Source organism: Aureicoccus marinus, from assembly GCF_002954325.1.
In the GTDB taxonomy this organism is placed as follows: domain Bacteria; phylum Bacteroidota; class Bacteroidia; order Flavobacteriales; family Flavobacteriaceae; genus Aureicoccus; species Aureicoccus marinus.
In genome coordinates, this window is the sequence record NZ_MQVX01000001.1 from 1,620,909 (window position 1) to 1,633,248 (window position 12,340).

A 12,340-nucleotide genomic window follows, 5' to 3' on the forward strand; every position below is an offset into this window, starting at 1 on the left:
ATTTTAGCTTCGTTATATCTACGGATCAAATCCCCATTTGGATCTTTAGACGCAAAAAAAATTCATGAGTACGCTGCTCGAGAATCACATTATACAACTGCTACACGAGCGCGATGAAAAAGCCATCTCCTTGCTGTACGAGCACTATGGCGACACTTTATTCGGGGTAGCGAACAAGGTCGTTCGAGATGAAGAATTGGCACAGGATATTCTGCAAGAAAGCTTTGTCAAAATCTGGAAGAACTCCGAAACTTACGACCCTTCTAAGGCTAAATTATTCACATGGCTGTTTCGAATTACGCGCAATACGGCTATAGATAAACTGCGCAGCGCGCAAAATAAATCCGATAAAGAAATCCAAATCGACTTTTCGGACGTATATACTATTGGAGTTCAGGGAATCCGACCCGATGAAATGGATATGGAAGAAAACCTGGCCAAGATCGATCCCAAGTACAGGGAAGTCTTGGAAGCCTTGTTTTTTATCGGACTGACCCAGCAGGAAGCCAGTGAAAAACTGGATATCCCTTTGGGAACCATCAAGTCACGATTAAAGATCGGCTTGAGGGAACTTCGAAAGATTTACGGTGACGGACCCTTGGTCCTCTTTGCAATTTTAAGTTATTGGCTATGAAAGAAAAAGTACGCGTTTTTTTAGAAGGAGATCACCTGGAGCAGTACCTGCTTGGCAGCAGCTCCACGGAGGAGTCTTTGCGTGTAGAACGTTATATAGCTTTGTATTCTGAGGTTCGAGAAGCCTATGACGAATTGCAGGAAAACCTCGAGATTTACGCCCGACTGCACGCCAAGAAGGCTCCGGAAAACCTCAAAGAAGAGATCCTGACCAACATCAGAACCCTTCAGCGTAAACGCAGTTCCTTTTTCCGCTTTGGTATAGCGGCCAGTATTGCAGCCCTTGTCTGTATTGCAGTGACCTACTACTTCTGGAACCAAAACAAGACCCTTTCTTTAGAAAACGAAATGGTGCAAACCCAAATTCGCAATCTGGAGATGGACATGAAATTGCAATTGGAAGATATCCGTAACCAGTACATTGTACTGAACAACCCGAATACCCGCAAATTCAATGTTCGCGGAAACCGCAAAGCCCAGGAACTTAAAGCAATCGCCTACATTAACCCGATCAAGAAATTATCGTACATCAATGTACAGAACCTGCCGCAGTTACCGGAAGATCAGTGCTACCAAATGTGGGCAGAAGTCAATGGAGAAATGGTCAACCTCGGAATCATAAACAAAGGCCTGGACAAAGAGCAATTGTTGGCTCTGCCTTATGGCGACAAGGCGATTTCATATATCACCATTGAATCCCAAGGGGGAACCAACAGTCCGACGGTCCAGAATATCGTTGCCAACTTCGACTACCACCAATCCGGGAATTAGTCCCTGTAAGAGAGAAGATTTAGTCCATTCTTTTCGTATTTTTGCCCTATGAAATTAGCAATCCTTACCATTGGATTACTCGCCCTTGCTTTTGCGGGTATTGCCATTAAAATTTGGTCCAAAAAAGACGGCAAATTTGCCGGTACCTGTGCCAGTCAGAATCCTTTTCTGAACAAGGAAGGAGAAGCCTGCGGTTTTTGTGGTAAGGCGCCAGACGAAATGTGTCAGCGCGAAGCGATGGAATCAGCCTAAAACCACATCATTTGTCTACGCCCCCTATCCAAGAGTGGATTGAAGCCGCTAAACAAGGCGATCAAAAAGCATATAGCGCTCTTCTGGACCAATTCTGGCCAGCTGTCTACGGTTTTCAACTGAAGCGAACAGAAGACGAAACAGAGGCGGAGGACATTGCTATACAATCTTTTTCTAAAGCCTTTGATCAACTGGAGCAGTACGATCCGAATTTCGCTTTCCAAACCTGGCTTATCGCCATCTCGAAGAACCTGCAAATCGACCTGCTTCGCAAGAAAAAGTCTCGTCTCCTAGACGAAATTGAACTCCCCGTAAATTCCCAAGCAGACCGCGTCCTGGATGAAACCCCTACTGCAGAAGACCTCATCATCCAACAACAGAATCTCAAAAAGCTTTTGGGCTGTATTAAGCAGCTCAAACCGGCCTACCAAGAGGTCATTCAATTGCGATATTTTCAGGAGCTTCCCTACAAAGACATTGCAGTCCAACTCAACGAATCATTGAGCAGCGTTAAAGTCAAACTTTTGCGTGCCAAAAGACTACTGGCCGAAATCATTCGGCTAGAAGCCGAAAACTAGAGAAAACAACCCTGCTTCGTATATTTGCACTAAAATAATTTGCAGGATGAGTGAGCTAGCAGTTGAGGCAAAAAAAACGAGAGAGGGAAAGCCCAAGTGGCTCCGTGTAAAACTACCGACCGGTAAAAAATACACCCAACTTCGCGGATTGGTCGATCAGTACAACCTTCACACCATTTGTACCTCCGGAAGCTGCCCCAATATGGGAGAATGCTGGGGGGAAGGAACAGCAACTTTCATGATCCTCGGAAACGTTTGTACCCGTTCCTGCGGTTTCTGCGGTGTAAAAACAGGGCGCCCAGAAGCAGTAGACTGGGAAGAACCCGAAAAAGTGGCCCGCTCCATCAAAATTATGCAGATCAAGCATGCCGTTCTCACTTCGGTAGATCGGGATGATCTGAAAGACATGGGATCCATCATTTGGTCTGAAACAGTTCAAGCCATTCGCCGAATGAATCCCGAAACGACTCTGGAAACCCTCATTCCGGATTTTCAAGGGATCACCACCCACTTGGACCGTATTCTCGAGGTTGCCCCGGAAGTTATCTCTCACAATATGGAAACGGTACGTCGCCTGACCCGTCAAGTGCGTATACAAGCGAAATACGACCGCAGCCTGGAGGTTCTTCGCTACCTCAAGGACAATGGTGCTCACCGTACTAAATCAGGTATAATGCTCGGTCTCGGAGAAGAAGCTTCAGAAGTTAAGCAAAGTCTTGTAGATTTAAGAGAAGCTGGCGTTGATGTGGTTACATTGGGTCAATACTTGCAGCCTTCTAAAAAGCATTTACCGGTTCAGCGTTTTGTCAGTCCGGAAGAGTTCAAGGAATACGAACTACTAGGTAAAGAACTCGGTTTCCGCCATGTGGAAAGCGGGCCACTAGTTCGATCCTCCTACAAGGCTCATAAGCACATTCAATAAGCCTTTATGTTACGTGTTGGAATTAATGGGTTTGGTCGAATCGGCCGGCGATTTTTTCGCCTACTCGCCCAAAGAGAGGAACCCATTGAGATTGTCGCAATTAACGATTTATCAGATGCCCAAACCTTGGGGCATCTACTCAAATACGACAGTCTGCACGGCCGGATGACCGAAGACCTGGAGATCAAAGAAAACGCTCTTCATTTCCGTGGGCGCTCAATTCCCATTACCCAGTACCCTTCCCCTGAAGATATTCCCTGGTCTACACTAGCAGTAGATGTCGTGGTGGAGTGCAGTGGTAAATTCAAAACCAAAGCAGCGCTTGAAGGGCATCTCAAGCAAGGAGCCCGAAAGGTCATTCTAAGTGTTCCTCCCTCGGATAACTCCATGAAGATGCTGGTATTAGGGGTCAATGATCAAGAGTGGACAGGGGAAGACGATTGTATTTCTCTGGCTTCCTGTACCACCAATAATGCCGCTCCCATGATTCAACTAATCGATGACCTCTGCGGAATTGAACAAGCCTATATTACCACGGTACATTCTTATACCTCTGATCAGCAACTGCACGATCAGCCTCACCGGGATTTACGAAGAGCTCGAGCAGCCACTCAGTCGATTATTCCTACTACTACAGGTGCGGCTAAAGCCTTAACCCAAATTTTTCCTCACCTCAGTGATGTGATCGGTGGTTGCGGTATTCGCGTACCCGTTCCCAATGGTTCGTTGACCGACATAACCTGTAATGTCAAGCGAGAAACCTCTATTGAAGTTTTGAATCGGCATTTCGAAGAGGCTTCCCAAGGTACTCTTAAAGGAATTCTCGAATACACAGAAGATCCCATTGTCTCGGCAGACATAAACAATAGTTCTTATTCCTGTACGTTTGATTCACAGATGACTTCCGTTATTGGACGGATGGTTAAAGTCATTGGCTGGTATGATAACGAAAGTGGTTACAGCTCAAGACTCATCGATGTGTTATCTTTAATGTTGGAAAAGAAATTTGTTTGAGTAATACTATTCTCTTAATTACGAATCAATTACGGCGGCTCTTACCCGCCCTGCTCCTTTTGTGCCTGCTGATTCCGGCCCAAGCACAGGATCTGAAAAAGATTGATTACAAGCAAATTTCTATCGATTCTCTTCACCGAAGAGCCCTTGTACAACAGCATCAGAACAAGGGCAAAGAGGCCTTTGAGTCTTTGGAACACGCCGCAATGGCTTCCGAAAAACAAGAAGATCTTCGTGAATTAATCGATACCTACCACCTTTTCGCTCGTTTTCATCTAGAAAATGGCGACTTGGATTCAGCGGATTTTTACATACAGTCTGCCCGTATTCGTTTAGGCACCCAAGATTACCGCTACGGAAGCGCCTACCAGGCTTTCTTATCGGCTCGAAGATCCCTTTACCAAAAGAATTACTACCAGGCCGCTGAATTCTTGGAAAAAGTGAAGGGAATGAGCAATGAGCGAAACCTGCTCAACCACATCACCTTGGCCAATGCCGAAGTTCTTTATCACCGGATGAAGTACGACGAGGCGGAAACCCAACTCAACGCGCTTTTAATCAATTCCGATCCGATCGAACGCACCTACCTCGCTACGAAAGCGAATTTGTGGTTAGCGCGCCTTATGGTCGACAAAGGCAAGATTCCGGAAAGTATCGAAGCCGGGCAAAACGCCTTACAGATAGCCAAGAGTAAGGGCTATCCAATGGAAGAAATACAGGCCTACGAGATTTTAAAAAATTCCTATAGCCTAGCCGGCTCCTACAAATCTGCATTGAGCAACAGTCAAGCCCTGCTCGATTTAACCCAAAGCAAGGAAAACGCTGAAAAAGAAAAGCAGGCGGCTATTAAGTCGGCAGAACGTATAACCCTGCAAGACCAGGCGAAAGAGATGAGGTTCTTGGAAGAAGAAAACGCCAAGCTGAATCAATCAGCCAGTCGTTCGGAGATCACAGCGATCTTAACTTCCGCCTTCTTAACCATCATCTCGCTTTTGGCTGTTTCTCTTTACCGAAACAACCAGATCAAACTCAAGACCAATGATCTACTTCACACCAAGAACAAGGAACTAGAGACGGCAAGGGATTCAGCGATCTCTGCCATGAAGGCCAAGGCCAATTTCTTGTCAACAGTAACCCACGAATTGAGAACACCGCTCTATGCAGTAACCGGTCTGACTCACCTCTTGTTGGAAGAGAATCCTTCGGACCACCAAAAAGAGCACCTGAAGTCTTTGAAATTCTCTGGGGACTACCTCTTGAACTTCATCAATGATATTCTTCAGATCAACAAGATTGACGCCGATAAGCTGGAACCCCTGAATATCGAGTTCAAGTTGAAAAAGGTATTGACCGATGTGATCGATTCTCTACAATCCTCGGCCAAAGACACCAATACCACCGTTAGTTTGGAGTACGACCCCAATATTCCTTTAAATCTACTGGGTGACCCTTTAAAGTTGTCGCAGATCTTCATGAACCTGGTTGGGAATGCATTAAAATTCACCAGAGACGGTAAAGTCGAGGTCATCGCTCAACTCAAGAAAAAAGGCAAAGAGCACGTCATGCTCTATTTTGAAGTGAGCGATTCAGGAATCGGAATTTCGGAAGAACAACAGCAGACGATTTTTGAGAGCTTCGAACAAGGCTCTGTCCAAATCAACCGAGAATACGGGGGTACTGGACTGGGGTTGACCATTGTCAAGAGTTTATTGGGTCTCTTTGGAAGCCGTATTGAGCTCGAAAGTGAGCTGGGTGTGGGTAGTTCTTTCTACTTTGACCTGAAGGTAAACTGTGAAGAAAACGCCATCACCGAGGAAGAAGCTAGTGAACAGGCCGAAGACGAATTCGACTTCACCGGCCTTCACGTTTTGATCGTGGAAGACAACAAAATCAACCAGGTCATCACGAAGAAAATGCTGACCAAAAAAGAGATGACTTGCGATATTGCCAATAACGGTAACGAGGCCATCGATGCAGCAAAATCAAAGCACTACGATGCCATTCTGATGGACATCCATATGCCAGGAATCAGTGGAGATGAAGCCACTCGTCAAATCCGCAAGTTCAATACCAATGTTCCAATCATCGCGTTGACGGCGATCTCTATGGATGACAGCGTAGATGCCTTCTATGCCGCTGGTTGTAATGCAGTGGTGACCAAGCCTTTCAAACCGGAAGTTTCTACCAGAAAATTGGGGAAAATGTCTTCAAAAAGGAAGCACCTCAAAAAGAGGTGAGTTAGTCCTCTACGATTCCGTACCAATTAAATAGGGTCTTTTTCAAGCGCTCTTTTCCATCGAATAGCAGCTCGTGGCGCACTTTTAAATAATACAAACGCTGCACTCTTCCTTCTAGGCGTGTAAAGTCTTTTTCTGTGCACAGGATGTACTCGAAGTTGTGAAATCGGAAAAGATCGTTCTCGGTAAAGTAATGGTGATCAGCAAAGCGAAAATGCTCATAATTTAAACCCATTCGATCCATATGCTCCAGAAGCGGAGAGGGGTTCGCAATTCCGGTGACCAAAGCAAAGGGAGTGTCTTTCATTTTAGACAAAGGCAAGGGCTCCTCCCCTCCCTGTAAATCGGTATCGTAACACAGGGTACTAAAAAAGAGTTGTTGGTGTGAAGATAATCCCAATTCCTTCTCAATCTCTAAGGCCTTCTCCTCGCTGAGATCAGCTGGACACTTGGTTACAAAGATGCCTTCGGCCCGCTTAATTTGATTTCTAGCGTCCCGTAAACGGCCCATGGGCAGGTAAAAATCACGGGGATATAAATTGGTAAATTGAGTGAGGACTAAGGAATGAGTCGGCAGAACACTTCGGTGTTGAAAGGCGTCATCTAAGAGGATGAGCTCAGGAGAACAATCGGCTTTCAAGTTTTGAATCCCTCGAATGCGATCCGCATCAACAGCCACTTTTACCTGAGGAAACTTCTTGAAGACCTGGTAAGGTTCATCCCCTAAATCTTGTACAGTTGAGTCGGATTGACCCAAAAGGTACCCTTTGCTCTTTCGGCGATACCCCCTGCTGAGTACAGCGAGATTACGGTGGGGTTCCAAAAGCCGAATCATGTATTCGATCATAGGTGTTTTGCCCGTTCCACCAACACTGAGATTCCCGACACACAAGGTAGGAGTCTCAAAAGATTGCGACCGGAAGATTCCCCAGTCATAGCAAAGGTTGCGGCAGTGCACCACTGTAGCATACACCAGAGAAAAAGGCCAAAGCAAATAGCGGAACAATTGCATTGGGCGAAAATAAATAAATTCGTGACTCCAATCACTAAGAAATAAGCCTATGAAGGTTGCAGATGTGCACCGGCTTTTGGAAGACTGGGCCCCCAGTCATTGGTCAGAAGAGTTTGACAACACCGGTCTTTTGGTCGGCGACCCCCAAAGTGAGGTCACGGGTATACTGGTTAGCCTGGATTGTCTGGAAAACGTAGTGGAGGAAGCGGAGAAAAAAGGCTGCAACCTGATTGTCTGCTTCCACCCCATCATTTTTAAGGGCCTCAAAAAAATCACAGGAAAGACTTATGTTGAACGCGTTGTGCTGAAAGCAATTCAAAAAGGCATCGCTATCTACGCCCTCCACACCCGACTCGATAACCACAGAGAAGGCGTTAACGACCGCATCTGTGAGCAACTCGGCCTCGATAAGCGTCAAATACTACTACCAAAATCCAATGAACTACTCAAGTTAATTACCTATGTACCCAAAGAACATGCCGAGGCTCTAAAACAAGGACTGTTTGAGGCTGGAGCGGGGAGCGTGGGCAACTACAGTGACTGCAGCTTCAGTATGCGGGGTCAAGGCCAATACAAACCCAGCCAGGAGGCCAATCCCCATCAGGGCGTTAAGGGGGAATTAGAAAAGGTGGAAGAACTGCAATTACAGGTATTAGTTGAAAAGTCCAATCAACACAAAGTCCATCGTGCCTTACTGAAAAACCATCCCTATGAAGAAGTGGCGCATGAGTGGGTACCCCTGGCCAATGAGCACCAAGACATCGGTATGGGTATGCTGGGCGAATTTTCAGAAGCCATAGAAATCCCAGCCTTCCTCAAGCTGATTAAGACCCAATTTGGAACCCCGGTTTTACGCCACTCCAATCCGGGCCTAACAAGCATTAAAAAAGTAGCGGTATTAGGAGGCAGCGGGGCCTTTGCTATTAACGCTGCTCGCCGTGCTGGAGCCGACGCTTTTTTGACGGCTGACCTGAAATACCACAATTTTTTTGAAGCCGAAAACCAACTGCTTTTGGTCGATATAGGACATTATGAGTCTGAGCAGTTTACAAAAAATTTGATCTGCGAATATCTTAGCAAAAAAATCAGTAGTTTTGCGGTCACCTTAGCGGAAAGCATAACGAATCCCATCAATTATTTCTGACGTATGGCCAAAACGAAGGAGACCACGGTAGAAGAAAAACTTCGAGCTCTTTACGATTTACAACTTATTGACTCCCGAGTGGATGAAATCCGCAACGTTCGCGGAGAATTACCTCTAGAGGTAGAAGACTTGGAAGACGAGGTTCTTGGATTGAAGACACGCCTTGATAAACTGAAAAGTGATGTCGAGAATGTCAACTTCGAAATCTCGGCCAAGAAAAACATGATCGACGAGTCAAAAGCCTTGATCAAAAAATACAGTGAGCAGCAAAAGAATGTGCGCAACAGTCGCGAATTCAACTCATTGAGTAAGGAAGTGGAATTCCAGGAATTGGAAATTCAATTGGCGGAAAAAAACATCAAGGAATTCAAGGTTCAGATCGAACAGAAGAAAGAGGTGATTTCGACCACCAAAGAAAAACTTTCGGAAAGAGAAAGCCACTTGAAACACAAGAAGTCTGAGTTGGATGCTATTCTTGCAGAAACCGAAAAGGAAGAGCAGGAATTGCTTAAGAAATCAGCTGAATTCGAAAACAAAATCGAAGACCGCTTGGTTCAAGCCTACAAGAGAATCCGCCACAACGTGAAGAACGGATTGGCTGTTGTTCCCATTGAGCGCGGTGCTTCCGGAGGAAGTTTCTTTACCATTCCTCCTCAGATCCAGGTGGAGATTGCTTCGCGCAAAAAGATCATCACCGATGAGCACAGTGGTCGCATTTTGGTTGATCCTACTCTCGCTGAAGAAGAGCAACAAAAAATGGAAACCCTTTTCTCTAAGTTGTAAGAGAAGGTTTTTAATGATATTTAGGAATCCTGTTGTTCGAGTAGCGACAGGATTTTTTGTTCTACCTCATCGCTGTCCCATTTCTCCTCAATATCGGGCAGGGTCATAATCTGCTTCATGATCCCCTCCTGGCGATCACCCTCCTCCAAGGCTTCCGAATAGGAATTATTCGAAAAGGTTACCCGACTGTAGGCAGGCACCCAGCGTTCGGGATGAGCATTAGCAAACTTTCTTTCAATCTTTTTCTGGAGTAAAAACAAAGGATCCGCCGTCTTGGTACTCATCTCTTTGAAGTTGCGAAAGCTGAGCTCCGCGATGGCATCTGCATTGGGTTTACGGGACTTTTCGTATTCCTTAAAGACTCTTTCCCAATTGTCTGGATAACGATTAAGGAGAGCGTCTAAAACATCAATGTCCTCGAAGCCCGCGTTCATGCCCTGTCCGAAAAAGGGAACCACGGCATGGGCCGAATCTCCGACAAGAGCGACCTTATCCCAATAGGTCCATGGAAAACACTTCATGGTGACCATGGCACTGGTTGGGTTTTCAAAGAAATTCTGGGTGAGGTTTTCTATTTCTTTTTGAACCTGGGGAAAATACTTCTTAAAGAAGTCCATGGCCTCCTGTTTGGTCGTGATCTTCTCAAAAGAAACCGGGCCTTCAAAAGGCATGAACAAGGTACAAGTAAAACTGCCATCGATATTGGGCATCGCGATCAACATAAACTGCCCTCGGGGCCAAATGTGAAAGGAGTGCTTATCCAAAACATGGCTTCCGTCCTCAGCAGCCGGGATGGTGAGCTCTTTATAGCCTAAATCAATAAACTCCTGGGAATAATTGAAACGGCTCCTTCTCTGCATGCGGTGACGAACTCTTGAAAAAGCCCCATCGCATCCAAAGACATGATCAAATTGATACTCTTGCCAGTGGCTTTTTTCGGATTCCCCTGTGTATATTTTGGCTTCTGGCAGCTCAACATCCCAGACCTTTTCGTTAAAGCGAAACTCCGCCCCTGCTTCTTCTGCAAAGTCGATCATCTTCCGGTTCAGGATACCACGAGAGATAGACCAGATTGCTTCTCCTTGCTTGCCGTAATCCTGGTAGGTCAATTCCCCATCAGCCGAATGCATGGCTCTTCTGTAAAGCGGAATCGCTATTTTCTTGACCTCTTCTTCCAAATCCACTCCAGCAAGTGCTTTCCAGCCACGAGTACTCATGGCTAAGTTGATGGAACGCCCCGAAAACTCAACCGTTCGAATATCAGGACGACGGTCAAAAACCGTAACCTGATGACCTCGCCTTCTGAGGTAAATGGCCAACAAGGAACCGACTAATCCGGAACCGATAATGGCAATATCCCGTGGGTTTTGGGACATAGAGACTCTTTTAAATTGGTAAGATTACAAATCTACTAAATTCAGGGGGAGTTCAATTTGGCACAGTATGTGCACTTCTTTGAGTGAAAATCCCGCATTAGGCGTCTATATACCAAAAGTCCTCCAGAAGATTGATTCCTCTGGAGGACTTTTACTATTCTATAAACAGTACTTATTTGATCACTTGATCCACGATCCCATAGGCCAGTGATTCGTCGGCATCCATCCAGTAATCACGGTCAAAATCCTTCATGACTTTATCAAAAGACTGCCCGCAGTTTTCTGCTAAAATTCGGGCTCCAATCTCTTTGGTCTTGATGATCTCTCTCGCCTGAATTTCAATATTCGAAGCTTGGCCCTGGGCCCCTCCACTCGGTTGGTGAATCATCACCCGTGCGTGAGGTTGAATAAAACGACGTCCCTTTGCCCCGACAGAGAGCAAGATTGACCCCATAGAAGCAGCCAAACCAGAACAAACCGTAGAAACCGGGCTCTTAATTTGTAAAATGGTATCGTAAATCGAAAAGCCCGAGGTTACGTACCCTCCTGGACTGTTGATGATCAATTGTATCTCTTCATGATTCTGTGCGTCCAAATAAAGCAAACGGTCTACCACATGCTTCGCGGACTTATCATCGACCATACCCCACAGAAAAACCTTACGGTCATTTAAAAACTGCTTATTGATGGCTTCTTGCACTTTCCCTTTTTCTGTATCCATACGAACTATTATTGCCTGATAAAATTACAGAAATAATGTGGCATTCAACTAGCTGTTTTCGTCTTCTGATGTCCTTTTTACGATAACCTCTTTGTCAGCGATCTTCCGGATCGGTAAAACCACTCGCCCTTTATCGGTCATTAAGGTCAAACTGATGTTGTCAATGGCCTCTACAGTTCCGCTCCATTTACCAACCTGAATCTCGTCTCCGACCATATAATTCTTGCGAATGTAGAAGGTACGGAGCAGGTCCTGAAAGACCTCCCTGGACCCCAAACCAAAACCCAGTGCGATGGCCGCCAAAAAGGCGCCAATGATCAAATTAAAATTACTGGTGATCAAGCTGGTGTCAATACCTGCGTGGTTCATAGCCGTAACGGTTACCATCACCGTTACCAGACCAAAGACCACGCCTCCGATGAGCTTGCCCCCACCAATTCCCATGGTTTCAAAAACCCGGACGAGACCTTTACGGAGTTGTTGAGCGAGGTACATTCCTCCTACAAATAAAAAGAGGGCCGTAATCAGTACAGGAAGATATTGCAGCAGCTTGGCGATCTCCTCCGAGATGACGTTGAGCTGAAGTACATCGGCAATAGCCACGATGAGGATCAGCCACATCAATGCCTTCGCAAAGCTTAGCGCCACCTTTTTTAAATCAATCTTTAGGTCAGTATCTCCAAAGATTCGAGCTTCGTTAAGTCGCTCAGACAAAGTATCCGCCTTGGCCGCCTTGAGTACTCGCACGAGGAGCCAAAGCACGACTTTGGTCAAGATCCATCCGATGATCAGGATAAAGAGAGCCGCTACGATTCCATTGAGACCGGAGGCCATTTGATCAAACAAGGACCCCAGGGTGGTAAAGGTCAGCTCCTTCCATTTATCAATTGTTTCCAT

The 12,340-nt window shown here is 45.9% G+C and carries 13 protein-coding genes; 9 read left to right on the forward strand and 4 right to left on the reverse strand.

All coding sequences use genetic code 11. The features are described from left to right. Positions 1-64 precede the first annotated feature (64 nt). The 7 genes from BST99_RS07560 to BST99_RS07590 are packed head-to-tail and all read left to right on the forward strand — an operon-like array spanning position 65 to position 6,407. Positions 65-634 carry an RNA polymerase sigma factor gene (locus tag BST99_RS07560; RefSeq protein WP_105001256.1) on the forward strand — a complete coding sequence of 190 codons (570 nt, stop codon included), beginning with the start codon at positions 65-67 and terminating at the stop codon, positions 632-634. Then, the gene (locus BST99_RS07565) at positions 631-1,404 is read left to right on the forward strand and encodes an anti-sigma factor (RefSeq protein ID WP_105001257.1); all 774 of its coding nucleotides are present in this window, start codon (positions 631-633) and stop codon (positions 1,402-1,404) included. Before BST99_RS07560 ends, BST99_RS07565 begins: the two co-directional genes overlap by 4 nt. A gap of 48 nt (positions 1,405-1,452) precedes the next feature. Beyond that, positions 1,453-1,656, forward strand: a complete 204-nt coding sequence (locus tag BST99_RS07570; RefSeq protein WP_105001258.1) for a membrane or secreted protein — start codon at positions 1,453-1,455, stop codon at positions 1,654-1,656. Positions 1,657-1,667: 11 nt separating this feature from the next. Beyond that, complete coding sequence (locus BST99_RS07575) at positions 1,668-2,234, forward strand: RNA polymerase sigma factor (RefSeq protein ID WP_245916213.1); 567 nt, start codon at positions 1,668-1,670, stop codon at positions 2,232-2,234. A gap of 46 nt (positions 2,235-2,280) precedes the next feature. Next, positions 2,281-3,156: a lipoyl synthase gene (lipA, locus tag BST99_RS07580; RefSeq protein WP_105001259.1), complete on the forward strand. Its 876-nt coding sequence runs from the start codon at positions 2,281-2,283 to the stop codon at positions 3,154-3,156. Between the two features lie 6 nt (positions 3,157-3,162). Continuing rightward, positions 3,163-4,170 (forward strand): type I glyceraldehyde-3-phosphate dehydrogenase, encoded by a 1,008-nt coding sequence (gap, locus tag BST99_RS07585; RefSeq protein ID WP_105001260.1) that lies wholly within the window; start codon positions 3,163-3,165, stop codon positions 4,168-4,170. Then, complete coding sequence (locus BST99_RS07590; RefSeq protein WP_245916214.1) at positions 4,167-6,407, forward strand: response regulator; 2,241 nt, start codon at positions 4,167-4,169, stop codon at positions 6,405-6,407. Before gap ends, BST99_RS07590 begins: the two co-directional genes overlap by 4 nt. Before the next feature lies 1 nt (position 6,408). Here the strand turns inward: BST99_RS07590 and lpxK are convergent, their stop codons facing one another. Continuing rightward, positions 6,409-7,419, reverse strand: a complete 1,011-nt coding sequence (gene lpxK, locus BST99_RS07595; RefSeq protein ID WP_105001261.1) for a tetraacyldisaccharide 4'-kinase — start codon at positions 7,417-7,419, stop codon at positions 6,409-6,411. A 49-nt stretch (positions 7,420-7,468) separates the two neighbouring features. On the opposite strand from lpxK, the gene BST99_RS07600 reads away from it, so the two are divergent. Both BST99_RS07600 and BST99_RS07605 read left to right on the forward strand, forming a co-directional pair. Further along, positions 7,469-8,563: a Nif3-like dinuclear metal center hexameric protein gene (locus BST99_RS07600; RefSeq protein WP_105001262.1), complete on the forward strand. Its 1,095-nt coding sequence runs from the start codon at positions 7,469-7,471 to the stop codon at positions 8,561-8,563. 3 nt (positions 8,564-8,566) lie between these two features. Further along, on the forward strand, positions 8,567-9,346 hold the full coding sequence (locus BST99_RS07605) for a zinc ribbon domain-containing protein (RefSeq protein ID WP_105001263.1): 780 nt from the start codon (positions 8,567-8,569) through the stop codon (positions 9,344-9,346). A 20-nt stretch (positions 9,347-9,366) separates the two neighbouring features. Here BST99_RS07605 and BST99_RS07610 read toward each other — a convergent pair whose 3' ends face one another. The 3 genes from BST99_RS07610 to BST99_RS07620 all read right to left on the reverse strand — a co-directional run bounded on the left by BST99_RS07610 (position 9,367) and on the right by BST99_RS07620 (position 12,340). After that, complete coding sequence (locus BST99_RS07610; RefSeq protein WP_105001264.1) at positions 9,367-10,722, reverse strand: FAD-dependent oxidoreductase; 1,356 nt, start codon at positions 10,720-10,722, stop codon at positions 9,367-9,369. A 172-nt stretch (positions 10,723-10,894) separates the two neighbouring features. After that, the gene (locus BST99_RS07615; RefSeq protein ID WP_105001265.1) at positions 10,895-11,443 is read right to left on the reverse strand and encodes a ClpP family protease; all 549 of its coding nucleotides are present in this window, start codon (positions 11,441-11,443) and stop codon (positions 10,895-10,897) included. Positions 11,444-11,491: 48 nt separating this feature from the next. Beyond that, entirely contained in the window at positions 11,492-12,340 is an 849-nt protein-coding gene (locus BST99_RS07620) for a mechanosensitive ion channel family protein (protein ID WP_105001266.1), read from the reverse strand.